Annotated in this window: 26 protein-coding genes and 2 pseudogenes; 15 read left to right on the forward strand and 13 right to left on the reverse strand. The window is 70.3% G+C overall.

Features of this window, described 5'->3' with window-relative positions:
• Positions 1 to 111 precede the first annotated feature (111 nt).
• Positions 112 to 1392, forward strand: coding sequence for an NAD(P)/FAD-dependent oxidoreductase (locus JW613_RS00365; protein WP_209208669.1), 1281 nt, complete (start codon positions 112 to 114; stop codon positions 1390 to 1392).
• A gap of 467 nt (positions 1393 to 1859) precedes the next feature.
• On the opposite strand, the gene JW613_RS00370 is transcribed toward JW613_RS00365, so the two are convergent.
• On the reverse strand, positions 1860 to 2246 hold the full coding sequence (locus tag JW613_RS00370; protein ID WP_209208670.1) for a hypothetical protein: 387 nt from the start codon (positions 2244 to 2246) through the stop codon (positions 1860 to 1862).
• A gap of 390 nt (positions 2247 to 2636) precedes the next feature.
• Between JW613_RS00370 and JW613_RS00375 the strand changes: the two genes are divergently transcribed.
• The 4 genes and pseudogenes from JW613_RS00375 to JW613_RS36710 form a co-directional block, all read left to right on the forward strand.
• Entirely contained in the window at positions 2637 to 3128 is a 492-nt protein-coding gene (locus JW613_RS00375) for a GNAT family N-acetyltransferase (RefSeq protein ID WP_209208671.1), read from the forward strand.
• Between the two features lie 192 nt (positions 3129 to 3320).
• Entirely contained in the window at positions 3321 to 3932 is a 612-nt protein-coding gene (locus tag JW613_RS00380) for a hypothetical protein (protein WP_307865728.1), read from the forward strand.
• A 287-nt stretch (positions 3933 to 4219) separates the two neighbouring features.
• Positions 4220 to 4690 carry a hypothetical protein gene (locus JW613_RS00385; protein WP_209208673.1) on the forward strand — a complete coding sequence of 157 codons (471 nt, stop codon included), beginning with the start codon at positions 4220 to 4222 and terminating at the stop codon, positions 4688 to 4690.
• 72 nt (positions 4691 to 4762) lie between these two features.
• Positions 4763 to 5001 (forward strand): annotated as a pseudogene (locus JW613_RS36710) (hypothetical protein); the annotation flags it as partial.
• 200 nt (positions 5002 to 5201) lie between these two features.
• On the opposite strand, the gene JW613_RS00390 reads toward JW613_RS36710, so the two are convergent.
• Positions 5202 to 6149 (reverse strand): alpha/beta hydrolase, encoded by a 948-nt coding sequence (locus tag JW613_RS00390; protein WP_209208674.1) that lies wholly within the window; start codon positions 6147 to 6149, stop codon positions 5202 to 5204.
• Between the two features lie 130 nt (positions 6150 to 6279).
• Between JW613_RS00390 and JW613_RS00395 the strand changes: the two genes are divergently transcribed.
• Positions 6280 to 7269 (forward strand): GlxA family transcriptional regulator, encoded by a 990-nt coding sequence (locus tag JW613_RS00395; protein ID WP_209208675.1) that lies wholly within the window; start codon positions 6280 to 6282, stop codon positions 7267 to 7269.
• 260 nt (positions 7270 to 7529) lie between these two features.
• Here the strand turns inward: JW613_RS00395 and JW613_RS00400 are convergent, their stop codons facing one another.
• Together JW613_RS00400 and JW613_RS00405 are read right to left on the reverse strand one after the other, a co-directional pair.
• Positions 7530 to 8522: a proline iminopeptidase-family hydrolase gene (locus tag JW613_RS00400; RefSeq protein ID WP_209208676.1), complete on the reverse strand. Its 993-nt coding sequence runs from the start codon at positions 8520 to 8522 to the stop codon at positions 7530 to 7532.
• Positions 8519 to 8866, reverse strand: coding sequence for a nuclear transport factor 2 family protein (locus JW613_RS00405; protein ID WP_209208677.1), 348 nt, complete (start codon positions 8864 to 8866; stop codon positions 8519 to 8521). The genes JW613_RS00400 and JW613_RS00405 overlap by 4 nt, the downstream gene beginning before the upstream one ends.
• A gap of 324 nt (positions 8867 to 9190) precedes the next feature.
• Here JW613_RS00405 and JW613_RS35520 point away from each other — a divergent pair.
• Positions 9191 to 9486: pseudogene (locus tag JW613_RS35520) on the forward strand (Tn3 family transposase); the annotation flags it as partial.
• A 42-nt stretch (positions 9487 to 9528) separates the two neighbouring features.
• Here JW613_RS35520 and JW613_RS00415 read toward each other — a convergent pair.
• Entirely contained in the window at positions 9529 to 10386 is an 858-nt protein-coding gene (locus JW613_RS00415; protein ID WP_209208679.1) for an MFS transporter, read from the reverse strand.
• 264 nt (positions 10387 to 10650) lie between these two features.
• Between JW613_RS00415 and JW613_RS00420 the strand changes: the two genes are divergently transcribed.
• Complete coding sequence (locus JW613_RS00420) at positions 10651 to 11427, forward strand: DUF8817 family protein (RefSeq protein WP_245224740.1); 777 nt, start codon at positions 10651 to 10653, stop codon at positions 11425 to 11427.
• 215 nt (positions 11428 to 11642) lie between these two features.
• On the opposite strand, the gene JW613_RS00425 is transcribed toward JW613_RS00420, so the two are convergent.
• On the reverse strand, positions 11643 to 12176 hold the full coding sequence (locus JW613_RS00425; RefSeq protein ID WP_209208680.1) for a GNAT family N-acetyltransferase: 534 nt from the start codon (positions 12174 to 12176) through the stop codon (positions 11643 to 11645).
• 130 nt (positions 12177 to 12306) lie between these two features.
• Between JW613_RS00425 and JW613_RS00430 the strand changes: the two genes are divergently transcribed.
• On the forward strand, positions 12307 to 12954 hold the full coding sequence (locus JW613_RS00430; protein ID WP_307865729.1) for a class I SAM-dependent DNA methyltransferase: 648 nt from the start codon (positions 12307 to 12309) through the stop codon (positions 12952 to 12954).
• Between the two features lie 125 nt (positions 12955 to 13079).
• On the opposite strand, the gene JW613_RS00435 is transcribed toward JW613_RS00430, so the two are convergent.
• Positions 13080 to 13928, reverse strand: a complete 849-nt coding sequence (locus tag JW613_RS00435; RefSeq protein ID WP_209208681.1) for an MBL fold metallo-hydrolase — start codon at positions 13926 to 13928, stop codon at positions 13080 to 13082.
• A gap of 86 nt (positions 13929 to 14014) precedes the next feature.
• Between JW613_RS00435 and JW613_RS00440 the strand changes: the two genes are divergently transcribed.
• On the forward strand, positions 14015 to 14422 hold the full coding sequence (locus JW613_RS00440; RefSeq protein WP_307865730.1) for a winged helix-turn-helix transcriptional regulator: 408 nt from the start codon (positions 14015 to 14017) through the stop codon (positions 14420 to 14422).
• Positions 14423 to 14518: 96 nt separating this feature from the next.
• Here JW613_RS00440 and JW613_RS00445 read toward each other — a convergent pair whose 3' ends face one another.
• Positions 14519 to 15976 carry an MFS transporter gene (locus JW613_RS00445; protein WP_209208683.1) on the reverse strand — a complete coding sequence of 486 codons (1458 nt, stop codon included), beginning with the start codon at positions 15974 to 15976 and terminating at the stop codon, positions 14519 to 14521.
• 102 nt (positions 15977 to 16078) lie between these two features.
• Between JW613_RS00445 and JW613_RS00450 the strand changes: the two genes are divergently transcribed.
• Entirely contained in the window at positions 16079 to 16963 is an 885-nt protein-coding gene (locus JW613_RS00450) for a helix-turn-helix transcriptional regulator (protein ID WP_209208684.1), read from the forward strand.
• A gap of 124 nt (positions 16964 to 17087) precedes the next feature.
• Here JW613_RS00450 and JW613_RS00455 read toward each other — a convergent pair whose 3' ends face one another.
• A complete protein-coding gene (locus JW613_RS00455; protein ID WP_209208685.1) occupies positions 17088 to 18212 on the reverse strand; it encodes an FAD-dependent oxidoreductase in 1125 nt (374 codons plus the stop codon).
• 50 nt (positions 18213 to 18262) lie between these two features.
• Here JW613_RS00455 and JW613_RS00460 point away from each other — a divergent pair, with 50 nt between their 5' ends.
• Positions 18263 to 18955: a TetR/AcrR family transcriptional regulator gene (locus JW613_RS00460; protein WP_209208686.1), complete on the forward strand. Its 693-nt coding sequence runs from the start codon at positions 18263 to 18265 to the stop codon at positions 18953 to 18955.
• Between the two features lie 75 nt (positions 18956 to 19030).
• On the opposite strand, the gene JW613_RS00465 is transcribed toward JW613_RS00460, so the two are convergent.
• Positions 19031 to 19546 carry a hypothetical protein gene (locus JW613_RS00465; RefSeq protein ID WP_209208687.1) on the reverse strand — a complete coding sequence of 172 codons (516 nt, stop codon included), beginning with the start codon at positions 19544 to 19546 and terminating at the stop codon, positions 19031 to 19033.
• A 3-nt stretch (positions 19547 to 19549) separates the two neighbouring features.
• Here JW613_RS00465 and JW613_RS36245 point away from each other — a divergent pair, with 3 nt between their 5' ends.
• Complete coding sequence (locus tag JW613_RS36245) at positions 19550 to 19678, forward strand: hypothetical protein (protein WP_280635079.1); 129 nt, start codon at positions 19550 to 19552, stop codon at positions 19676 to 19678.
• A gap of 261 nt (positions 19679 to 19939) precedes the next feature.
• Here JW613_RS36245 and JW613_RS00470 read toward each other — a convergent pair whose 3' ends face one another.
• A complete protein-coding gene (locus JW613_RS00470; RefSeq protein ID WP_209208688.1) occupies positions 19940 to 21895 on the reverse strand; it encodes a helix-turn-helix domain-containing protein in 1956 nt (651 codons plus the stop codon).
• Between the two features lie 170 nt (positions 21896 to 22065).
• A complete protein-coding gene (locus JW613_RS00475; protein ID WP_209208689.1) occupies positions 22066 to 22443 on the reverse strand; it encodes a VOC family protein in 378 nt (125 codons plus the stop codon).
• A 368-nt stretch (positions 22444 to 22811) separates the two neighbouring features.
• Here JW613_RS00475 and JW613_RS00480 point away from each other — a divergent pair, with 368 nt between their 5' ends.
• A complete protein-coding gene (locus JW613_RS00480; RefSeq protein ID WP_245224744.1) occupies positions 22812 to 23384 on the forward strand; it encodes an HPP family protein in 573 nt (190 codons plus the stop codon).
• Positions 23385 to 23441: 57 nt separating this feature from the next.
• On the opposite strand, the gene JW613_RS00485 is transcribed toward JW613_RS00480, so the two are convergent.
• Positions 23442 to 24029: a hypothetical protein gene (locus tag JW613_RS00485; RefSeq protein WP_209208690.1), complete on the reverse strand. Its 588-nt coding sequence runs from the start codon at positions 24027 to 24029 to the stop codon at positions 23442 to 23444.
• A 138-nt stretch (positions 24030 to 24167) separates the two neighbouring features.
• Between JW613_RS00485 and JW613_RS00490 the strand changes: the two genes are divergently transcribed.
• Positions 24168 to 24773 (forward strand): CGNR zinc finger domain-containing protein, encoded by a 606-nt coding sequence (locus JW613_RS00490; protein ID WP_209208691.1) that lies wholly within the window; start codon positions 24168 to 24170, stop codon positions 24771 to 24773.
• Positions 24774 to 24829 lie beyond the last annotated feature (56 nt).

Here is a 24829-nt window from a genome sequence, read left to right on the forward strand (position 1 = left end):
GGTGACGGCTGTTCCGGAGCAGCCGGCGAGCAGCCGATGGGCCGTCGAGCCGCCCGCCCGCCGGCCCGTCGCCCCGTGGGCCCGTCGACCCGTCGGCCGAGGAGGAAGCGCATGGCCCGCCCCACCCATATCGCCGTCATCGGCGCCGGCGTGCTCGGCACCACCCTCGCGCACCGGCTCGCCCACCGGCCCGCGCAGCACACCGCGCCCTCCGGAACGGCGGACGGCCCGGCACCCGGCGTATCCGCACCCACCGTCACCCTGTTGGACCGCGCGCAGCCCGGACACGGCACCTCGCGCTGGAGCCTGGCCTGGCTCAACTCCAACGGGGTGCCCGACCGCGGTTACCACGAACTGCGCACCGCCTCGCTGGACGCCTGGGCGCGGCTGGCCGAGGAGGCCGACGGTGCGCAGTGGTATCGCCCGGTGGGCAACATGCGCTGGGCGGACCCGGCTCCCGCCGACCCGGACGACTCCGTGGAGGGCGGCCGGCTCATCGAGCGGGTACAGCGGCTCCAACAGTGGGGATACCCCGCCGAACTCGTCTCCGCGGAACGGATCTCCGCCCTCGAACCGGCCCTGCGGCTGCCCGCGAACGTGCCTCAGGTCGCCTGGTTCCCCGATGAGGGCTATGTGCTCACCGAACGACTCGTCTCCACCCTCGGGGAACGACTGCGGAACGCCGGTGCCGAGATCCGCACCGGCGGCGCCGGCCACGTCGTCGGCCTGGAACGCGCGGACGCGGGCACCGTCCCCGCGGTCGACCGTCACCCCAATTCTCATACAGGTGGCGGCAGTTGGATCGTACGTACGGCTGACGGGGACACCCTCCGGGCGGACGCGGTGGTGTGCTGTGCGGGCCGGTGGACACCCGAGGTGACCGCCCTCGCCGGGAAGCCGCTACCGATCGTGGACCCGTCGGCGGCCGGGTCGGCGGCGCCCGGACTCGTCGTACGGGTGGGGCCGGTGGAGACGCCGCTGACGCGCGTGGTGCACACCCCGCTCGTCCATCTGCGCCCGCACGACGAGGCCGAGGGCGCGACCGTGCACCTGGAGGCGGGCGATGTGCATGTCGACCTGCACACCCCCGCCGAGGAACTCGACCGCTGGGCGGACATTCTGCTGGCGCGGGCCCGCGAGCTCGTGCCGAGCCTGGCCGGGGCCCGGGTGCTCGAACGTCAAGTGTGTGTCCGGCCACTGCCGTTGGACGGGCGCCCCGTCGTCGGGCCCGTACCCGGCACCGGCACTCCTGGCGCCCTCTACGCGATGGTCACCCACAGCGGTGTCACCCTGGCCGCCGGGCTGGCCGAGCTGGTGGCGACCGAACTCCGCACCGGGCAGGCGGCACCGGTCCTGGAACCGTACCGGCCCACGCGGCTGCTCGGTGGCTGAGACCGAGGGCGTCGCAGCCCGTGACGCCACCAGGCAGGACTCCGACTCCGCGGAGCAGCGGCGGGTGATACCGGCCTCGCGCAGGATGCGCCAGTGGTTGGAGAGCGTGGAGGGCGGCACGTCCAACCCCGCCGGGCTGCACCCGCTCTCGCTGCCATCAGCCATCTGCCGGACCAGGAAGAGCCGGACCGGATCGCCCAGCGCATGCAGCACGGCGGCAGCCATTTCGAGATCCCGTTCCCCGGCCTCCCCCGCCTACGTGCCACAGAACCGGCCCGCCCCGGCACCGTGACCGTCATGGCGGAAGGCGTCGTCATGGTGCGACGCACCCTCCCACCGGCGTTCCCACCTACTGCCGGCAGCTTCGACGCGGCGCGGTGGCGCCCGGCCGCCGGAGGCCGCAGAGTCGGACGCCGCAGCCAGGCAGGTCGGGGTCAGCCCGGCCCTGCCTGGCGGGCCTTGTCACCTCACCAATTCTTGCAGGCAGTTCCGAGGCTCTGCTGGTTGTCGACACGCTTGATCGACCCGCAGCTTCGGATTCCGACTCCACCCGCGTAAGTGGCGTCGATGTTGAATTTGTGGCTGCAGCTGTTCCCCGTGCCGCTGCCGCCGCAAATCATTGTGTATGTCTTGGTCGGGGAGGTGGTGGCGTAGTATATGAACTCGTACTGGGCAGGGCCTTGGGGCTCCGGCACCCCGTGGATCGTGACCGAGTCGACGTGGTAGCCGCTGCCGAAAAGCACCATTTCCACATTGCCGCCGGTGACCGCGTCGTCGGCAGATGCCGGTGCGGACGCCATACCCGTCATCGCCACTGCTGCGGCCACGACACCAAGCAATTTCTTGGCCTTCATGTTCCCTACCTCCCGTTCAGTCCTGAGACGCCGTTTCTTTGGCGTGCTCGGCCGGTTGAAGAGTACATGGCGACCCTGACTCGGCGGCTGGTAGCGGACGAATTTGGGGTGCCTTTTAACGACGGGGCTCCGCCGATACAGGCCAAGTACTCCTCGGGGCGGCGGACAGTTTCCGTGAATACTGCGAGAACCTGCACCGAACACTCCGCAACCGAGGCATCCGCCACCGCATTGCGTCAAACCCCGCCAATACTCCTGCAGTTGGCCCCCACCGCAGGCCCTTCAATGCACCAGCCGCAGATTGTCAAGTGGGCCGGATCCCGACCTGAGGCCGGCTGCCGCTGCCGGAAACTCGGTGGCCTCAGCGCACCATCTGAGTAGAGTCGTACGATGCCCGAGCTGAAACAGCTGCATGCCGGCCACGCCCCGGCTGTCCTGGACTTCGAACTGGCGAACCGCACCTACTTCGCCACCTCGGTTCCCGACCGCGGCGACGAGTATTTCGACCAGTTCACCGACCGCTTCAACGCCTTGCTGGCTGAGCAGGGAGCCGGCATCTGCGCCTTCCACGTGCTCGTCGCCGAGGACGGCTCGGTACTGGGCAGGTTCAACCTGTACGACATCGAGGAGCGCACTGCGGAACTCGGCTACCGGGTCGCGCAACATGTCGCCGGCTGCGGCGTGGCGACCGCGACCGTTCAGGAGCTGTGCCGACTGGCGGCGTCGCGGCACGGGCTGCGCACACTGCGCGCGGCCACCGCCCACGAGAACGCCGCGTCCCAGAAGGTGCTGACCAAGGCCGGGTTCGTCCCGGTCGGCCCGGCCGGCCCTGCCGACCTCGGCGGTAAGCCAGGCACCTGGTACCAGCGCGAGCTCTGTTGATCCCGCCCAGCCGTGGTCCGCGATCCTGCCGGCGGGGCGGCTGAGACCCCGCCGTCCCGCCCCGGACGGGCTGATCCCGCTGACCTGCAACGAGATCTGGGCGTTGGGTGACGGGGGCGAGTCTGCCCGGCCCTTCGAAGGCTCACTAAAGTCAGGAACCTTGGCGAGTCAGGGGGCATCGTGACCTTAGCTGTGGGCATCTTCGATCTGTTCACCTATGGGATACCTGGAGCACTTCATCTTTCTTTGATCATTTACGTGCTCGCCCGCCTGAACCTCATCGATCTCGCAAGTCTGGCCTCGGCACCGTCAGTGCTGCAGTTGGTCGGAGCCGCTGTTGCCAGTTACCTGCTGGGGCAGCTTGCCTACCCCCTGAGCGCCCTCCTGGACAAGGTGGCGCCGCGTTGGAACTGGAGTGGCGATCACGCTCGCCTCGAATTCGTTGCCAGAGTGCCCGAGTCCCGGGAGCGAGCCTTCGTGCGTGCTGACACCTCTCTGCTGTTGGCTGCGGCGGAACTCCACGACAAAGAGGCAGCGGGCGAGATCACCCGGCTGCAGGGTGTCGCCTTGATGCTGCGGAACTCGGCCCTCGCCCTGGTGTTCGCGCTCGTCGTCGCGGTGCTCGAACTCGTCCTGGGGTCCGCTCGTTTGCCGGCAGGGGGCTGTGCGGCACTGCTGCTCGTGAGCCTGATTGCCGCGATCAGACATGGGCGCCGTGTGCGGCACTGGGACCGCCTGAAGACGTTGGAGATCTGCTTCTGGATCCCGGACATCGACGACAGACTCGACTCCACCCACCGGTGACAGGCGCGCACCTGTGCCCCTCGCACGCCAGCAGCCCTGTGAACGTCTGGTCGGTCAGCAAGCACCCCCCGGGCGGGCAACGTCCGTTCGAAGACGGATCCTGACAGGCCGGCCGCAGCCGATCCGGGCATGCGGCGTGTCGGGCCCGGCCGCCCAGCGGTGCACCTCGACAACGGCGACTTCCCCGCCCATGACCAGCTCGACGGCCAACCGCTGCCGACCGGTCCGGACCCGGCTACGTGTCACAGGGTTCTGTGCCCTGCGCCCGTATGACACCATCCTTTGGCGTGGAGTGGGCGACTCTGCTCGGTACAGGACTCGGGGCCGTCATGGGCGTGGCAGCCACCTTGCTCGGCGAGCAGGTGCGCTGGCGGCGCACCACCCGGGACAACAGGCTGCAGGATCGCCGGAACATGTACGTGGACTGCCTCGTCTCCTTTCGGAGGGCGCACGAGGACATGCGGTTGGCCGCCGACGAAGAGCATGCGAGTCCGCAGGCGAGAGCGGCCAGGATCCGGCAGGTGTACCGCGAGTCGGGGTGTGACGAGGCACGCGAGCGGCTGATCCTCACAGCATCCGATGAGGTGACGTCGGCGATCGACGCGTCGTACAGCTCGCTGCGGCAGATCCGCGAGATATTTGCCTCCGGCTCCACAGTGCCGTCACCGGACTACCAAGCGGCCAGGCAGTCACACAGAGAGGCGAGCGAAGCGGCTCGCACCGTTCTCCGTCGTGATCTCAGTACTCTGGACATCTGACCTGCTGCCAGGCCGGTCTTGCCGGCGTAGCTGCTCACGCCAGCGGCTCGTGGTTGACCCAGATCGCTTTGCCTGGCGGAGCTGGTGCGCGGCCTGGACGCCGGATGGAAACAGCTCGCCGAACGCCGACAAGCTCGGCGCGCTCGGCGAGCCGAAGTCCCTGACCTGGCCGCGCAAGCGGTCGAGAACATGCTCCCGAGATCGACCTGCCGGACCTGCTGTTCGAGGTGGATGCCTGGACCGGGTTCCTGGACGCCTTCGTACACCTGGGCGACGGCCGCACCCGCATGAAGGACCTGGCAACCTCCGTGACTGGCCATCAACACCAAGCGCCTCAGCCCGGTTCGGGCCTGGTCACTGGCCGTGTGTGCCAGATGTGCTGGTTGTGCTTCCGTCTGCCAGGGAACTCGGGCGGGTGTACCCGCATGCAGGTTCGGGCTCGGCTATGTCGGCGGTTCCTGGGGCAGCGGCAGGGGCCGGGCGCGGACGCGCACCCAGGCCCGCGCATTCGTCAGGGGCGGAGGGCTTCACGCAGGGCGCGTACCTGGTCGGTGAGGCTGCGCTCGCTGATGCGGGCCTGGGGGAAGAGGAGGTCGAAGCCGTGGACGGCGCCGGGGACCTGAACGAGTTCGGTGGTGACACCAGCGGCGGACAGGCGTGCGGCGTAGTCGCGGCCCTCGTCGCGGAGCGGGTCGATCTCCGCCACCGCGACGTAGGCGGGCGGCAGCCCGCTGAGGTCGGCGGCGCGGATCGGGGAGGCGTACGGGTCGGCCAGGGCCGTCTGGTTGTCGTTCGCGTAGTACCGCACAGCCAGTTCCAGCGCACCCCGGTTGAGGACCGGGGTGTCGGTGAACTCCCGCGCCGAGGCGGTGGTCAGGCCGGCGTCCACGCCCGGATAGGTCAGCGACTGGAAGAGTACGCGTGGGCCTGCCTGGTCGCGGGCGCGCAGCACGGTGGAGGCGGCGATGTTCCCCCCGGCGCTGCCGCCGGCCACCGCGATGCGTGCGGGGTCGCCACCGAGTTCGGCGGCGTGGGCGGCGATCCACGTCAGGGCGGCGTAGGCGTCGTCGGCTCCGGCCGGGAAGGGGTGTTCGGGGGCGAGGCGGTAGTCGACGGAGACGACGACGGCCCGGACGTCGCGGGCGTAGCGCAGCGAACGTCCCTCTTCGGCCTCGGGGGAGCCGTAGGTGTAGGCGCCGCCGTGCACGTAGAGGATCATCGGCAGGATCTCGGCGGTGTCGGGCCGGTAGACGCGCAGCCGCAGCTGCCCGCCGGGGCCGGGCATGTACAGGTCGCGCACCTTGACCTGGTCGTCGACGGGGGTGTCGGGCAGGGCGCGCAGGAGCGTGTAGCGCGCGGGGTCGGCGAGGACAGCGTCCAGGCCGTGGACGGGGAAGACACCGGTGTCGGCGGTGTGGAGCAGGGTCTGGATCTCGGGATCGACAGCGGGGACGGTCATGGCTGGATGGCCACCTTCCGGGTGGGGACCGGGTGTTGCCCGGTGCTGGTGTGCGGAACTGACCTCAGTCTCTGCCGATCATGAGTGGCACAGAAGTGGCCCGAGGGCCACTATCTGCAACTATTGGGCCATGACAGTGCCGACACCTCACCATGTGGCCGTTCTCGCCCTCGCACCGGTGGTGGCCTTCGACCTCAGCATCCCGGCCCAGATGCTGACCGGGGTCGAAACCCGCGCGGGACACGCGGCCTACGAGGTGCGCACCCTCACCCCGGACGGCTCCCCGGTACCGACGGTGAACGGCTACGGCGTCACACCCCACGGCGACCTGTCCCTGCTGGAGCACGCCGACACGGTGATCGTCGCGGGGACCCGCTGCCCGGACGTGGTCGAGGACGGCACGGTGGACCCCCGTGTCGCGGAGGCGTTGCGTGCTGCCCGGCAGCGCGCCCGGCTGGTGTCCTTGTGCACCGGCTCGTTCGTCCTCGCGGCCGCAGGCCTGCTGGAGGGCGGCCGGGCCGCGACCCACTGGCGCTACGCACAGCAGTTCAGGCGGCTCTTCCCCACGGTCGACCTCGACACCAACCCGCTGTTCGTCGCCGACCGCGGGATCCTGACCTCGGCCGGCGGCGCGGCGGCCATCGATCTGTGCCTGCATCTGGTCCGGGAGGACCACGGCAGCTCCGTGGCCAACCGCGTGGCCCGGTACAACGTGGTCGCGCCCATGCGGGACGGCGGGCAGGCGCAGTACGTCGAGCGCCCGGTCCGGGAGGACGCGGGGACCTCGACGGCCGGGGCGCGGACGCTGATGACCGAACACCTGGACCGGCGGCTGTCCCTCAAGGACCTCGCGGCGCACTGCCACATGAGCGTACGCACGTTCACCCGGCGGTTCCGGCAAGAGACCGGGCTCTCCCCCGCCGCGTGGCTCACCTTGGCGCGTCTGGAGCACGCGCGCCGACTGCTGGAGTCGACGGAGCTGCCCGTGGACGACATCGCGGCCAGGACCGGCCTGGGCAGCGGGACGAACCTACGGCAGCACATGCGGGAAGCCCTGGACACCACCCCCTCCGCCTACCGCAGGGCATTCCGCTCCTCCCCCGCCACGCACGCGTCGTAGACCCGGTGCCACACGCATCGCCCAGGGCCGTCCAGCGACACCGGCCGCGCACGAGCCACCGCCGGGATCACCACGCTCCCTCATATGCGGGTCCCCGCACAGCCCCAGGTGCAGCCCCGCGAGCCTGCGCCGACCGCCACGAAGTCAGCCCCGGCACGCCCTGCCAGGGCCTGCTTCGCAGGAGGAGGGGTGGCAAGGCACCTGCCCCGACCCGGCTTGGGGCGGTTCGCGCTCGCCGCCCCAGCTTTGTCCGGGAACGGTCACGCGCTCTCAGTCTCGGCAGCGGCAACGGGGGCCGAACGGTGCGCGCCGGACCCATCGTCACGCTGCAATGCACGGGCTCCGGCAACGGGCGCCGATGCCGACCGCCTTGCGGGTTCGTTCGGGCATGTGCGGGCTTCGACGCGGGCCATGTAGTCTCGAATGAGGGAGACGTACGCGTCGCGAAGAGGCTTCTCCTCCAGGTATCCCATATGTGCTGCGCCGGGCTGCGTCACGTGTTCGGAATCCGGAATCGTTTCGGCGATGTCGGCGAGATGCGCGGGGACGCATTCGTCGAACTCACCGCCGAGAACAAGTGTCGGGACCTGGATCCGCTCAAGCGCGTCGAAGATGTCCCAGTCCTTGAGGGTGCCGGTCACGTGATAGTCCGCGTGGCCGATCATAGTCCGGAACGTTGTCAAGCTCATGAGTTCCGGGTCCAGGCTCACGGAAGAGGTACGCGGCACGCACGCGCGCATGTATTCCTCTCGGGCCGTCCAATAATCGGGATCATCTGTCTCGCCTCTCAGCTCCCGGCCGTAGGTGCGGTCGAGCACGTCGCCCGGCAGTTCCGCCATGAGATGCCGGACCTCCTGCTCGAACCGGGGGACGCTCGCCAGGCCGTTGGCGCAGATGAGACTGGTCCATTCCGGTGCGCGCTCGGCGGCGTACTGGAGGCCGAGCATCGCTCCCCATGAGTGGCCGTAGACGTGCGGACGCTTCAGGCCGAGCGCCTCGCAGACCGCGCCGAGTTCGTCGAGGAAACGGTCCACCGTCAGCAGTGAGATGTCGTCGATGGGGTCCGAACGTCCTACGCCGAGTTGGTCGTACCAGACGACCTCGCGTTCTTGGGCGAGCGGCGCGAACGCGTCGAACAGCGGGTCACTCGGGTATCCCGGCCCTCCGTGGACGAGCAGCAACGGTGCACCTCCGCCGCCCATCCTGCGGTACCACACCTTGCCCCCGGGTACGGAGATTCTGCCCTCTCTCATGCCGACGGCATCTCATAGGCGTACTCCTCCATGCGGTCGATGAGATGCCCATCGAACCGGAAGTACATCGCGGCGTGGCAATCGCTCCGCGATCCGTCCGACGTCTTCGAACGAAGTACCTGCTGCTGAATTACCCCGTTCGCACCGCGGAATTGGCGTGTGATGTAGAACCGCAGCGGATCGACCTCGTCGGCAAGGGGTTCGAGCTGTTCCGGCTTTTCGTCGATCGTCTGGTCTCCCTTGCCGTCGTTGTGCCACGCGGTGGCCGTTTCCGTACACGTGAAGTCACACGATTCAAAACGCCGCAGGCACCGGGTTGCCAACTCGCCGATATTCTTCCTCATACCGCATTCCTCTCAGGGGACTGGGTCGGTGGCCTCAAACATAGAGAAGAAGGCCCGCACGGATAAGCCTTGACTTGGTTTTACGGTTCAGGCAGACGGGCGCCAAGCATGGAAACCCGCAGGTCACAGCGCCGACAGCGCTTCCAGGACTCGGTACTGGCGGCGAGGGCGTGGAGGCGGGACTGTCGTCCTGGCGGACGGCTTCAAGCCAGTCAGGCAGTCGCTCAGCTTGGAGGCCGGTGAGCATGGTCGCGAAGCAGCGGACATGGCGGGTGGGGGCTCAAGGGCGGGGGCGGCGTCCCGCTGATCGATGGGCGGGAAGGAAAAGCCGACCGCGCCGCCATGGAGGACCAGTTCGGCGCGCTCGGCCTGCCCCTCAACGCCATCGCGCTGTGGACCACGAAGTACATCGATGCCGCTGTCGCCCAGCTCCAGGCCGAGGGCACGAGCTCCGAGACGAGGACATCGCCCGCCTCTCCCAGCTCAAGCACCGCAACCTGAATCTGCTCGGCCGCTACAGCTTCACAGCTGCCGTCCCGGCCGTCGGCGCCCCGTGTCCGCTGCACAACCCGGACGCGCCCGACCTGGACGAGGACGACGACGGTCTCGCGAGGACGTGATCTGCTTCGCGGCGGGCAAGCCCACTGTCCCTCCTGCCGGCGTCACGAGGCCCGACGGAGCCCCGCGCCAGTCATTATCCGAATCGGCCCCGCTGCGCTGTCCGTGCCGCGTCGGGCTCGGGCGATGCCCCATCCCACGAGTGCCGCAGCCAGGGCCGTGAGGGCGAGGCCGGCCGTGGTGACCGCCTCGCGGAACTCTGTGGTCTGGTCGGTGCTCCAGCTTGACGTGGCAATGCTGCCGGTGAAGAGCGCTGCGAGGATGGTCCCGCAGACGGCGATGCCGACCCCCGTGGCGACTTCGCCGACGGTGTCAACCATCGCGGCTCCGATGGTGGTGCGGTTGGCCGGTAGGCCACGCATCACGTTGGTTCCCGCGACGACACCCACGACCCGCATTCCGGAGGCGACGAGCACGAGCGCGAGAGCGATCCACACGTACCCGCAGCGACCCAGCAGTCCGTAGACGGCGAGCCCGCATACAACGGTCACGGCGCCGAGCCAAGCGGCCTTGTCGAGGCCGACCCGCCTGATCAGCGGACCGATCAGTGCACCGCCGACGATGAGCACCACCACCTGCGGCAGCATTCCCGCCGCCGCAGTAGCGGGCTTCCAGCCCCAATCGAGCTGAAGCTGCAGAGTGACGAGGTAGCCCATGCCGGATATCGCGAGGCCCGATGCGCCCTTGAACGCCAGGCCGCTCGACACCAGTGGGCGAGCCACGAGTTTCAGGTCCAGCAGCGGCTGGTGGGCATACCGGCCACGGACGACGAACAGCACGGCCATCACACATGCCGCTGCCGTTGCCAGCCAAGGGAGCAGCGACGTCGCGCCCGCGTCGACGAACAGCGTCGGTGCAACCAGCGCGAGAACGATCGTGGCCGTGCCGAGGAGAGCACCCACGCCATCGACCGGATCGTGGCAGGCGGACGCGAGCCGACGGCGAGAGCGCCGGCGACCGGGCTCTGCCGGCCACGTGGATGTGCGGCGAGTTGGAGCCCTGCACCGGCGACCCGCGATGCCGCTCATGTAGCTATTCAAGTTTGACTAGCTGGGATCGCGAGTCGTACCGTCGAGAGCCGGTCCGGTGCTCGCTCGTCGAGGACCCACGTCCGAGCGACCAAGGCTTGTTCCGGGGTGCCCGGGACGCGATGAGGTGGAGGACTGTTGACGCAGACGGCGATACGGGCGAACGAGACGACGGTGCCGGTGCTGCCCTGCGCCGACGCAGAGGAGACACTGGCGTTCTACCAGGCGCTCGGGTTCCGGGTCGTCCACAAGCAGACCCGTCCGTACCTCTACCTCGCCCTGGAGTGGAGCGGTTTCGCCGTCCATTTCGGCAGACCGCCCCAGGGCCACGATCCGGCCAGGCAGGACGGCGGCGGCTGTCTGGTCCTGGTGGACGAGGTCGCCCCCTACCATGCCGCCTTCACCCGGGCCATGCGCGCCGGCTACGGCAAGGTCCTGGCCAAAGGACTCCCGCGCCTCACCCGCTTCCGCCCCGGCCAAACGCGGTTCACCCTCATCGACCCCTCCGGCAACTCGCTCATCTTCATCCAGCGCGACGAGCCGGCCGAACTGGAATACGGCGGCTCCAAGGAGCTTCAGGGTCTGGCCCGGGCGCTCGACAACGCCCGCATCTTCCGCGAGTTCAAGAACGACGACCGGGCCGCCTTCCGGACCCTCTCCTCTGCCCTGCGCCGGCACGGCGACAGCGCCCCGGCCCTCGACCGGGCCTTGGCTCTGGCCACCCTCATCGAACTCGCCACCGCCTTGAACGAACAACACCGCATCCCCGCGTGGGCCGGTGAGCTGGAGCAGATCCAGCTCACCGATGCCGAACGCGGGCGCGTCGCAGACGAACTGCGCCATGCCGAAGACCTCACGCAGTGGCTCGCCGGACACGCCCCCGGTACGGGAACGCAGAACGGCTCTTCGCAGTGACCCCCTGCCGCAGCGGTGACCCCGCAACGGCTGGCGCCTGGAGACAATGCCTCGGCCCTCCAGGCCTCGTCTCCGGCCTCCCCCGCGCCTCGGCTCCGCCCGCCTCGCCCTCCGGCGACGCGAACCGCCGCACGGCCGAGGCCGGGGAACGAGTCGTGAGGGCCGTCTCCTTGCCGAAGACCGACGAGACGCCCGGCACTCACCGAAGCAATCGATCACATGGGGAGTGAGAGCAGGCGGACCTCGCCAGTGGGCCAACTCGCTCCGTCGCGCAATGGCGTCCACATGGTCCGCAGCGGCATGACCACGGGTCCTTCGGGTTGTTCGACGTGGACGTCCTGCTCCAGCGTGCGCCAGCCGAGTCGCTGGTAGAGCGGGACGAGGGACGACCGGCAGAAGAGGATTCCGTGCAGTGGCCCCATCGTCCGTGCGTGGTCCACGGCCGCCGATACGACCGACCGGGCCAGTCCCTGCCCGCGCAGCTCAGGCGCGACAGCCACCCCGCCGACACCCACCACCTGTGTGCCGACTCCGCCGATCGATACGGGTAGCCGCAGTAGACCGGCGTGTGCGACGAGGCGGCCGTTCTGTCTGATGCCGAAATGCTCTTCCTTGGGCAACCAGGTCAATCCGGCGTCTGCGACGCCGAAGGGATCGGCGCTGTCGCCGAGGATCTCGCTCTGCTCGGTCTTCGTGTACTCCGTGAGTCGCACCACGGTTGGCGGTGCGGGAGAGGGGCGGTCTGTCATCTCGCCATGATCTGTTCGCCTCTGATCCCGGGCAACCGAAGAGGCCGGCCCACAGAGGTGCCCGGCAAGAGGCGGCCCGGCGTCGAACGTTCTTGCAGCGTATGCACCCTCGTCCCGCTACGGTCTCCGGGTGACCGATCTTCAGACCTTGCGTGCCACCCGTGAGTCCTACGACGCCATCGCACCCACCTATGCGCAGATGTTCCACGACTCCCTGCGCGACCGTCCCGTGGAACGCGCCCTCCTGAGCGCCTTCGCCGAACTGGTGCGGGCGGACGGGGACGGCGAGGTGGCGGACCTCGGCTGCGGGCCGGGGTACGTCACCGCTCACTTGCACGGCTTGGGTCTGCATGCCTTCGGTGTCGACGCCTCCCCCGCGATGGTCGAGCTCGCTCGCGAGGCGGCTCCCGGACTCCGGTTCGAGGTCGGTTCGATGGCCGCGCTGGACATCGCGGACGGCGCGCTGGGCGGGGTGCTCTCGCGGTGGTCCATCATCCATACCCCGCCGCAGGACGTTCCCGCCGTCGTGGCCGAGATCGCCCGGGTCCTGGCTCCGGGCGGGCACCTGTTGATCGGCTTCCCCGCCACCGACGGCCCGCACCACGAGACGCAGGCCTACGACCATGCGGTGGCCACGGCCTACCGCTGGTCCCCGGACCGTCTCTCCGCGCTCCTTCATGACCACGGATTGACCGAGGCAACCCGCACGGTGATCCAGCCGAAGCCCACCGACCGGCGGCAGTTCCAAGAGGTTCAGCTCCTCGCCCACAAGGCGTAGTCGGCTGCTCGCCCGGACAGCTTCTGAGGCCTGTCCGGGCGAGCAGGTGACCGGCGACCTGATCACCTCATCGGCGGCAAGGCGGTCCCGTCCCGCCGCAACCACTACGGCGGGACCAACAGTGCCTAGCCCCTGGGGGCGGTGAGGCGGGCGAACTCCCAGGGGTCGTGTGCGCTGATAACGGTCACCGCGTCCGCACGGTCGCGCAGTCGGTCGCGGGTCCCGAGGCGAGCCGCGGCATCGGTCTGCGCTCCCTGCTGAACCGGATCGAGGACGGGGTGGGAGAGGGCCGGGGTGTGCTCGAGCTCGCCGTGGTACATGTACGCATCGCCTCCGTGCAGCAGCCACCTTCCTTCATCGTCGCGCACAGCGACGCCCGCATGTCCCGCCGAGTGGCCGGGCAGCGGCACCAGCAGCAGCTCGCACTCCAGCCCCTGCGGACGCGCCACGCCGGGGAAGCCGAACCACTCCGAACGCACGTCCGCGTCCACATGCGCGGGCGTCAGCAGCGGGTCGTGTGCCCGGTGGGCCGGCATGAAGTGGTCGAGACTGTGCCGGTGGTGCGCTGCCGCGGGGTCGGTGACGGCCCGATATTCGTCGGGGTGCACATGCACCCGAGCGTGGGGGAAGTCCGGCAGCCCTCCCGTGTGATCGCGGTGCAGGTGGGTGAGCACGATGTGCCGTACGTCCTGCGGCGCGTGGCCGAGGCGGGCCACCTGGCGCAGCGCGCTCTCCTCGGGGTCCAGCACGGGCTGGGCGTATGCCACCCAGTCCGCGCCCAGTGATCGTTCAGGGTGCCGCAGGTCTGCGGTACCGAGGCCGGTGTCGACCAGTACCAGCCCGTCCGAGTCCGTCTCGATGAGCAGGCAATGGCAGACAGCGGCCAGTTCGCGGTCCGGGGCGGCTGCCGTGAGCTCCTCGTCGAGCAGTGGAATCTTCCGGAGAGAACCGCAGTTGAGGTGGTGGATACGCACAAGGCCCCCTGGAGGTGGATCGGTGGGCTGTTCACGACGGGACGTTAGGAGGGGCCTTCGTGACTCACCAAACGGTTGGACACGCAGTGGCGTACGATCAGGAGGGCCCGCTGGCGGACTGTCCGGACAGCGCCCTCGTGCCACCGGACCATGAGCCGCGCTGCCCCGTCGACATCACCCTCGCCACGCTGCGCGGCCGATGGACGCCGCTGGTACTGCGCGAGTTCCTACTCCGCGGCCAGGCCACATACTCCGAGCTGTCCGCTGCCCTGCCCGCCCTCTCGGACAAGGTCCTCTCCGAGCGGCTGGCCCAGTTGACCGGTGCGGGAGTCGTCGAGCGCAACCGCACCCCCGGCTGGCCTCCCCGGGTCCGCTATGTGCTGACCAGCCAGGGCCGGGCCCTGGAGCCGGTGGTACGCAGCATGTGGGAGTGGGGCACGGCGCGACGGGAGACCCTCGAACCGAAGCTGGGCGCACCCCTGGGATCTGCGTGACCGGCTCGACGGCGCCGCCGACGTAAGTGCGAGTCCACCGAGTCGGCGGCGGACGTCGAGCCGTTCCCTCGGGCGGCTGCGGTGAGGTTCGTCAGGTCAGCGTCGAGGCAGGGCGAGGGCGCAGAGGGCGAACGTGATCGCGAACCCCGCCTGCACGATCATGCAGACCGCGAGCGCCGTCGTGTAGCCCTGGCCGCCTGCTGTCGGCGAAGTGCCCATCATGGTGCCCAGTAGTCCGCCGGCCACCGCCACACCGAGTCCCATCGCGGCCTGCTGCGCGGTGTTGAGCACCCCTGAGGCCGCTCCTGCGGTGGTTGGCGGGACGTCAGCGATCATCGCCCCGACCAGCGGCCCGAACATCAGTGCCTGGCCGGTCCCGACGCCGACCAGCAGGGCAGCGAGGGACCACGGGTTCAGGTCGGGACCCTGGCCGAACACCGAGGCGGCGGTGATCCCCAGCAGCGCCGCCTGCACGACTCCGCCGATCGTCAGCAGCCGCCGGAAGCCGAAGCGGGGAGCCAGTTTCCCCGACCAGATCGACACGATGAAAAAGCAGGAGGCGAAAGGGAGCAGGACCAGTGCGGCGCGCATCGGGGACCAGCCCAGTCCGGTCTGTGTGGAGAGCGCGTAGAGGAAGGTGAAAGCGCCGAACGAGGACTGGAGCATGAGTGCCATCACCAGGCCGAGCCGGTAGGACCTCAGCCGGAACAAGGGCGGGGGGACCAGGGGAACGCGGTCGACGCGGTGCAGCCTGACCTGCCGTGCCCAGAACGCAGCGAACAGCAGGGGGGCGCCGGCCAGCAACATCCAGCACCATGCCGGCCACCCCAGAGAGGCTCCCTGGGACAGCGGGACCAGCAGGGCGAGAAGGGAGAGCCCCAGCAGTGCCGTGCCGGTCAGATCGAGCGAGCGCCGGCCGGGTGAGCTCGTCCGCGGCATCCAGCGCAGCGCCGCGAGGAAGGCGAGGGCGCCCAGGACGACGCTCACCGCGAAGACCGTGCGCCAGGGAGCGCCGAGCAGGGGTGCGGACAGCAGAAGACCGCCGAGCACCTGGCCGACGGCCGTGGCACCACCCGCGGTGGCCCCGAACAGGGCCACGGCTCTGGCGCGTTCACGCCCCTCGGTCGATGCGGTGATCGTCGCCAGCACCTGGGGCACCATCGCCGCAGCCGAGATGCCGGTGAGCGCGCGAGCGGCGATCAGGACGGTGATGTTCGGGGCGATGGTTGCCAGCAGTGAGAACACCGTGAAACCGGCCATGCCGAGCAGGAAGAGCCGGCGCCGTCCGTACAGGTCGCCGAGGCGGCCGCCGATCACCATCGGCACGGCGAAGCCCACGGAGTAGGCGGAGACAACCAGCGACTGCTCGGCTGCTGAGGCGTGCAGCGAGGCGCCGATGTCAGGCACGGCGATGCCTGTGGCGGCGAAACTCACGACGGAGAGCAGCAGGGCCGACAGCGCGGTCAGCAGACCGGCCGTGCCCAGCGTTCGGGGTGCGTCGTGCACGGGCGGGCGGAGGGAGGGATGGATGCGGGGGTTGGATGCTGTGGTCACGTGCCCATCCTCAGGACAGGTGCCATCCGGGTACCAAGAGCCCATTTATGGGGGTACTGGCAGAACCTGGCTCTCGGTTCGGATACCGAGCAGGATGGCGGCATGACGGACACCAGGTCGCCCGCCGCCCGCCGTGACCTCGGGGACTTTCTGCGCACCCGACGTGAGCGGCTGAGCCCCGAGCAGGTGGGCCTTCCTCCCACCGCGCGCCGCAGGACGCCGGGCCTCAGACGCGAGGAGGTGGCGGTGCTCGCCGGAGTCGGTGTCACCTGGTACACCTGGCTCGAACAAGGCAGGCCGATCAACGTCAGCACGCAAGTGCTGGTAGCTGTCGGTCGAGCACTGAAATTGAATGACGCCGAGAAGCGACATCTGCAGCTGCTGGCAGGCGTGCGGATGCCGTCGGCCGAACCCGCCGAGAGTGACCCCGCGCTGTCGGACACGTTCCAGCCCGTCCTGGACAAGCTTGATCCGTATCCCGCTTGTCTGCAGACGCCCTTGTACGACGTGGTGGCCTATAACCGCGCCTATCGTTTTCTCTTCACCGACATGGACCGGATTCCGCCGGGCGAACGAAATTGCGCGATGCAGTTCTTCACGGATCCCGACTGGCGTAGCCGCTACGTCGATGACGACATCGTCGCAGCCAGGATGGTCGCGAGGATGCGTGCCGTCGTCGGGGCCGACGTGGAGGAATCGAAGGCCTCGACGTTGATCAACGACCTACGAGAGAGATCCGAAGAATTCGCACAGTTGTGGAATCGGCATGACATCCTGCTGCACCACTACGAAATCAAACGCCTGAACAGTCCGCTCATGGGGCTCCTGCGGCTGAACTTCGTCTCCACAAATGTCGAAGGCACAGGCAACCGGATGATCGTGATGACGCCGATGGACGAGGTCACTTCCGAAAGACTGACCAGGTTGGCGGCTCTCACCACGCCGACCGACGGCGGCAGCGCGGGGGCGGACCCCGATCTTTCCTGAGGGGTCGCCGGTAAGCTGACGGTCCACCTTCCGTTTCGTCGTACGGGTGTTGTGGTGTCCGGGCAGGGCCGGGGCCGACTGCCGCACCGGGGCGCCGAGTTCCACGGCACCGGACGTCCGGCAGTCAGGACGGCTGGACTTCGTCGAAGAGGGCGAGGGCTTCGGCGGGGTCCGCGCTCACGAGGCGTTCCAGACCGGCCGTCGTATGCTTCGCCCACCTGCCCGCCCGCGCCCACATCTGTTCCTCGAAGACGCGGACGACCTCGTCCAGTTCCCCGGAGCCGGAGACGGCGGCGATGGACTCGGCGAGCTCGGCGCCTTCCAGCATCGCGAGGTTCGCGCCCGCTCCCAAGGGGGGCATCAGATGGGCGGCGTCGCCCAACAGCGTCACCCCGGGGACGTGGGCCCAGGTGTGGGACACGGGCAGTACGTGGAGGGGGCGGGGGACGAAAGCCGTGCCATGGCGGAGGAGTTCGAGGACGGGAGCGGCCCAACCGTCGAACAGGGCCGACAGGCTCGATCGCACGGCCTCGACGTCGGACAGGTCCAGGTTCGTGTGCCAGTCCAGCGGCGCGCGGAACTGGGCGTACACCTTGACGTGGCCTCCGCTGTTGCGCTGGGCGACGAGGGCGCGGTTGACGCCGTACACGGCCACGGAACCGTCGCCGACCAACCGGGCGAGGTCGGGGTGTCGGGTGTCGACGTCGTCCAGTGAGGTCTCGATCAAGGTGACGCCGGTGTAGTGCGGTGTCACCGACGAGACTGCCGGGCGGACTCGGGACCAGGCGCCGTCCGCACCGATCACCAGGTCGAACGTCTCCTGCCGCCCGTCCGTGAAACGGACGAGTACGCCGTCCCGGTCCCCCGGCACCACCTCCGCCACGTCCCGCCCCCATCGGACGTCGAGCGGGCCGAGCAGCAGGTCGCGGAGTTGCCCGCGGTCGATCTCGGGGTTGGCCCGGTCGTCCGGACGGGGCTGCCAGTCGCGCAGGACGGTCCCGTCCGTGTCCAGGATGCGCACGGCCTGCCCCTCGGGACGGGACAGCGCCTGGAACTCCGCGAGCAGCCCCGCCTTGTCCAGCGCGCGCTGTCCCAGCCCTTCGTGCAGGTCCAGCGTGCCGCCCGGGGGGCGGGCGTCGGGGGCGGGATCGCGTTCGAGGACGGTGACGGGGTGACCGTGGCGCTGCAGGACGCGGGCGAAGGTGAGGCCGGCGGGACCGCTCCCGACAACGGCGATACGGTGGCTCATGGCGATACACTGTATCGGCACGACGATGATCGCGACAGTACGGTGTGACCATGACTGTGTGGGACCGGCCGGAGCCGCCGCCTCGCCCCGTACCGCTCGACCGGGAGCGGATCGTTGCCGCCGCCGTCGCGCTGGCCGACGAGGGCGGGCTGGAGGCGGTGTCGTTGCGCAAGGTCGCCGCCCGGCTGGGCGCCGGCCCGATGCGGCTTTACGGGTACATCTCCTCCAAGGAGGAGCTGTTCGACCTCATGGTGGACGAGGTCCAAGGCGAGATCCTCCCCCAGGAGCAGCCCGGTGACTGGCGGGAGGCGCTGCGCGTGCTCGCCCACCGCACCAGGCAGGCCGCTCTCCGCCATGAATGGCTGGCCGACCTCCTCGGCGGCCGGCCGACGCTGGGACCGAACGGCCTCGCCATGACCGAGGCCACGCTGGCCCCCCTCGTCGGCCTCGCCGACCTCGACACCGTCATGCGCGCCGTGGAGACCGTCAGTGCCTACTTCACCGGCGCGATCAGACGCGAGATCGCGAACCTGCGGGCCGAGCGGGCCACGGGTCTGTCCAAGCGCGACTGGCAGCGCGCCTCCGGCCCGCATGTGACGAAGATGCTGGCCACGGGCCGCTTCCCGGCGCTGGCCCAGGCCGTGTACGACGGCACGGACGTGGACGCCGAGACATCCTTCGCGACCGGCCTGGACTGGGTCCTCGACGCCGTGGCCGCCAAACTCACCGGCCCGGCGGCGTGACGATCAGGCCCTCCGGTCGACCGCGTTGCCGCGTCCCCCCGTGAGGCACGGCAACGCGGCCGGGGGTGGCCCGGGTCAGACCCGGGGCGAGGCGGTGACCGCGTAGTGGATGTAGCCGTCGCCGTCGTTGTTCCAGTTCAGCTTCCAGGCGCCGTCGCCGAGGGCGTATCGAGAGATGGCGTGCCGGAAGGTCGGAGTGGTGTAGGAGCCGTCGCCGTTCTCCAATCTGCCTTCGATACCGAAGTCGCGGTGGGCGCGGACCGGGTCCGTCGCACCGGAGACGCTCTTCTTGAGGTAGACCCGGAACTTCGCGGCGTCGAAGGTCAGGTAGGGCGCGCTCCCATGGGCGTCGGGCATGTCCCAGCTCAGCTTGGCGTAGCTGTAGATGTAGCCGCCGGACCGGTACGAGCACATGGTCGACTTCAGAATCCAGTTGTCCGGCCACGGACCGGTGTACCCACGGTCGTCCACGGACTTGGTGGTGGTGTTGCAGGACGCCGCCATGGCCGGGGAGGCCGTGACGACCGCCGCGCCGGCGAGGGTGCCGAGGCAGGTCGCGGTGACCGCGGCTCGGCGCAGGAAGGTGCGCACTCGATGACTCCTGGTTCTCCGCACGAGGGTGCGGTGTGGATGGGTCGGGCCGACCGCACCCGGCGTCGGCAGCTGCGCGCCGGGCGCCGGGGCAGGGGAGATGACGGCTCCTCGGGCGCCGGGGAGCGGTGAGCGTGCCGACGCCGGGCTCCCCGTACGTCGGCCCGATCACCCGGCAGCTCGCCTGGACCCGGCGTCCCCCGCTGGAAAGTCACACCGATCGCCGCGGCATGCTTCAACACCCTTGAACGGGCGCGGTTGCTCCCGTCCGTTCCGTCGCTCTTCCCGCCGGTGCGGTCGAACGCCGGGATCGTACGCACGCCGGTCGCCGCCGTGCCTCATGCATCCGAGGCGGTCGACTGTGCATCTGAGGCGCCCGTTCCAGGCCGCCGGTCAATCCCCCGGCGCCACCGGGTCCGGCACGGCGGTCACCGGGACCTGTCCGGCGGCCACCAGCAGCCACAGCATCTGGTACGGGGCGGCTCCCTGCTCCCCCAACGGCAGCCTCAACCGCGCACCCAGCGCCGACAGCCGGGCCGCGAGGGTGTTCCGATGCATCCCCAGCGCCGCGGCCGTCGCACCGGCACGGCAGTTGTGCGCGAGCCAGGTGGCCAGCAGCCGCGAGGCGTCGCCCGCCTGATCCAGCACGGCCAGCTCGCGCGTCGCCCAGTCCACGACCGGGGCCTCCCGCAACAGCGCCCGCAGCGTCGGCGGTGCCTCCGGTAGTTGGTCGGGCGGCACCGGCAGGTCGGCGAGCTGGAAGGCGAGGTCCGCCACCGCGCGGTGCGCGACCTGCCGGTGGTCCAGTCCCAGCGCGCCCAGCACCAGCCTGAGCCGCTTGTTGGCGGTGGTGCGGTCCACACCGAGCAGCCGACCGGCGCGCAGCGCCCCGTACGACAGCGTGCGGCGGGCAGTCGGCACCGCCTGTGACCGCTGTTCCTCCGTGAGCTTCCGGAGCCCCACGCAGAGCTGGTGGGCCCACGAGCGGGCCCGCGGGGACAGGGACACCAGGAGCGAGGACTCGCCGAAATCCCGGGCTATTCCCTCCGGATCGCTCTCGGCGGCCGTCAGCGCCCGTATCGCGGCGCCGTAGGCCAAGGCGGCCTGCGACCACGGACGTGGCCCGGAGACACCGGCGAGCCGTCCGGGCGCCTGTTCCACCACCGGGCGCAGCAGAGCCAACGGTGCCCTGCCGTCCGGGCTCTGCGGGGCCACCACGATGACGTGCCGTGGATCCGCCGGGCACGGGACCACCAGACCTCCGTCGCCCATCGCCTCCTCGCAGGCGGCGGCGGTCCCCGTACGGTCCTCTCCGGGCGCGCGCTGCACCACCGCCACCACACCGCGTGCGGCGGCCAGCACTTCGCCCACGCCGTACTCGGCGGCGCCCAGCCGAGCCAGCGGTTCGGCGACCCGTACCGCGCCCTCCCAGTTCCCGAGCATCAGGTACTGCAGCACCGACACCCGGACGCCGCGCAGCGCGGTACGCAGCACTTCGCGGTCCCGGCGGTGCCGCACCGAACAGTCCAGCAGCGCCACCTGCCCCGCCGTGTGGGCCAGCAGCCGGCGCAGGTGGGGTGGCCAGCCCCCGCGCCGGAGCGCGGCCAGCACCTGGTGCGGCCGGTCGCGTCCGACCGCGTGCAGCACCAGTCCCTGATCGCCGAACGGCACGGCGGCCGTCCGTACCCGTCCGTTCCGCACCTCCTCCAGCGCCCATGGCTGCTCGGCGGCCAGCCGGTCCCACTCGGGCTGCCCCGGTTCGACCAGTGTCACGGGGCCGCCGGTGCGGGCGGCCACCTCCCGCAGCAGCCGCGCGGGGCCCTCGGCCTGCTCCACCAGGGACGCGGAGAGTGTCAGCAGCCGTGCTGTGCCGCGTGCGTCGTCCCGCTCGACCGTCAGTTGCCTTCGCAGCACCCGGGTCAGGATCTCGTCGGCGTCCCAGGGCCCCGCCGGAACCAGTACCGGCACCCCGGCCGCCCGGGCAGCCGCCTCGGCGGAGGGCGCCACCGAGGCAGCGGCCACCGCGGAGGCAGAGGGCGCGAGCGCCACCGCGACCACTCCCGCGCGGACGAGTTCCCTCAGCGCCGTCCCGGCGCGCTCCGGCCCCGCGCACTGTGGGCCGGTGGGCAGTACGGCCAGCCCCGCTCGCGCCCGGGGGGTGTCCGTCGGCAGCCGCCAGCGCGCGTCGCACACCACCACGTCGTCCACATGCACATCGCCCGCGTGCATATCGTCCAGCTGCACGTCGCCCGCGTGCTGCGCCGTCGCCCGTGCCGCTAGGTCCGGGGCCGGTCGCGGAAAGCGCAGTATGGGGTGGGGCCCGGTGGTCAGATGGCGGAGGTTCAGCATGGCGATGCAGCGGTGAGGGGGCGGGAACAGGTGTGGGGCCCGGGGATACTACCCGTTCGGCGTCGCACCACACGGTCGTACCGGTCCCGCAGCAGCGCGCGGTCGTAGCCCGACGCACCCTCACCGCACGCACGGCTCCGGGCTACGGCGCTCGTTTCCGACGCGGGTCGTCAGAGCGGGGCGATGCGGGCCTTGAGCAGGCAGAACTCGTTGCCCTCGGGGTCGGCGAGTACGTGCCAGGGCTCTTCCCCGGTCTGACCGACGTCGGCGGGTTCGGCCCCGGCGGCCAGCAGACGTTCGAGCTCGGCGTCCTGGTCGCGGTCGGTGGCGTTGACGTCGATGTGCAGCCGGGGCTTCCCGTTCCTCGGCTCGTCGTTGCGGCTGAGGATGATCGTCGCTTGCGGACCGCCGAACCCTTCGCGCGGCCCTATCTCGATGTCGTCGTCCTCACGATCGAGCACGACGAAGTCGAGGACCTCGCACCAGAACCGCGCCAGCCTCTCGGGGTCGTGGCATTCGAGCACGAGCTCACTGATACGGCATGCCATGGGCGAAACCTACTCTCGGCGTCGGAACTGCCGGGGTGGCCGCCCGGATCTCGTGGCTCCCCGCAGCGAGAACACCTCGGGACCGTACCGGGCGGGGCGAGCAGGGGCGAGGCGATTTCGGAACGTCGCCCTGACCGGGCCGGGCCGGACCCGGCCGGGTGCGGACGTCCGTGAACGGCTACGCCGGAGACCTCTTCGCCAAGCAGTGCATTCGCCCGGATGGCGGCCTTCAGTGAGCGCGGAGCGCCGGACGGGGTTGTGGTGGAGTAGCTGTGTCGGCGGGTCGAGCCATGGTGAGGAGCACGCCTGATGGCCGAACGCTCTTTCTCAGGCATTTCCACAGCGGCGACCGAGCGGCGGAGCATCCGATGGTCGGCGGCGCAGTCGACCGGCCCCAGGGCCCGTCGGGTCACGACGGTATGAGAGCGCGGCTGGTGGCCGGTGCCCGTCTGCTGTGCCTGTCCGCCCTGCTGCTCGCGGGCGTCGGCGCCATCGGCCGGCTCATCGGCTGGATCACGCTGACCACCACGCTCGGCCCGACGGCCTATCTGCTGCTGGCCCATCCGAACCATGTGCGCGCACGGCTGCGCAGTGCCGTGCTGGGGCACGCCTCGGCGGTGGCGGTGGGCCTCGCCTGCCTCGCTGCCTTCGGCCTGTGGAACCACCCGTCGATCGCCACCCAGCACTACGACACCGTCCGTCAGATCGGCGCCCAGGCCCTGGCCGTGGGACTGACTCTGCTTCTGCTGCATGTGCTCGACGCCCACCATCCGCCGGCCGCCGCCACCACGCTGCTCATCACGTCCGGCATCTCCCGCCCGGGGGCACCGTTGTACGGCCTGCTCACCGGGCTGGCCCTAATCCTGACGATCGCGCCGCTGCTCTCGAAGGTGGCGTCCGACGCCGGCGGACAACGTACCGACAGCGGCGGCGACGACTGATGCCGCCGCCGGGCCGCTGTCCCTCGGCTCCTCCTGACGGTTCGGCCCTCCCCGCGGTCAGGCGAGGGTCTCGCAGATGTTCTCCTCGGAGCCGATGGCCAGGGGCATGTGCCGCCGACCGGCGGTGTCCCAGGTCGTCACGTGGATCCCGTCGACGACGTAGTAGCCGGCGGGGTAGGCATCGGTGGCCTTGAAGCGCACTCCGAACGGTCCGACACCACCGAGGGTCTTGCGGGTGCCGTCGGGGCGGAACTCCTCCGCGCCGCTCCCGGACAGGTCGCGCCGGACCGTGGCGCCGGTGTCGGCGTTGACGAAGTCCACGATGAGCTTGCCCTTGTACTCGTTGATGTGGACGGAGCCGTCGGGGTACCGGGAGTCGACGCGGACCATCTCCTCGTCCTCGACGACGCGAAGGTGCAGGTCGAAGGAGCAATAGGTGCCGCCGGGCAGCGTGGTGTCCTCCGACCGGAAGGGCCGCCATGGTTCGGGGGCGAAGTCGGAGAGGTCGAAGTAGTCCTCGATGGGGCCCGGCAGCTCGGCGGCCGTGGCCGATGGAGCCGTGGCATCGCGTGCCGAGGCGGGTACGGCCGCCCCCAGGACGGCGCAGACGACGGCCATCGCGACCGGGACAAGGCGTGGGCGCACGGGGACCTCCTCCATCCGACTAACCACTTGCAGATATGGAACTGGTTAGTTCGGTAGACGGTCAAGTACGGTGGAGCAGTGCACTGGGAAGAGGTCGCCGGCTGTCGTATGCCGAGGTGTGTCGCAGGGCATCCGGCCTTGGACTTCTGCAACACATGGGCGGGTTGGGGGGAGCCGGCCGACCCCCGACGGGAGTGGCTGCCCGACTACGACCACTTCGCGGTCTGGGCCATGCATGCCGGACTGGTGACAGGCGACGCGTGCGAGCGGCTGCGACGCCGCGCGGGACGCAGCCGCGGCGCGGCCACCGAGGTTCTCGGCCAGGCCCGCGAACTGCGTTCGGCGCTCTACGCGGTGCTGCTCGACGGCGCCGGCGGGGCCGACCGCTCCGCCTTCGCCACCGTCGCGGCGCACGCCGAACGGGCGGCGGGCGCCGCCCGTCTCGTCCCCGCGCCACCGGTGGAATCCCCCGGCATCGGTGGGCCGGCCGATGCGCCGACGGCCCGCTGGGAGCTGTCCGACCACTCCGGCCTCGCACTGCCCCTTTTGGCCGTCGCGCGCTCAGCAGCCGCCCTGCTGACCGCCTCCGACCGCCCCCGGATCGACGCCTGCCCGGGTCACGACTGCGGCTGGCTGTTCCTCAACCCCCGTGGGCGGCGCCGTTGGTGCACCATGTCCTCCTGCGGCAACCGGGCGAAGGTGCAGGCCCACGCCCGGCGCCGCCGCGCCGACCGCACGGACTGACTGCCGACGGGCAATCAGCCACCCGTAGGACCGCCATGTCGCCGCCCATACCTCGC

This window comes from Streptomyces smyrnaeus (assembly GCF_017676345.1).
Taxonomy (GTDB): Bacteria; Actinomycetota; Actinomycetes; order Streptomycetales; family Streptomycetaceae; genus Streptomyces; species Streptomyces smyrnaeus.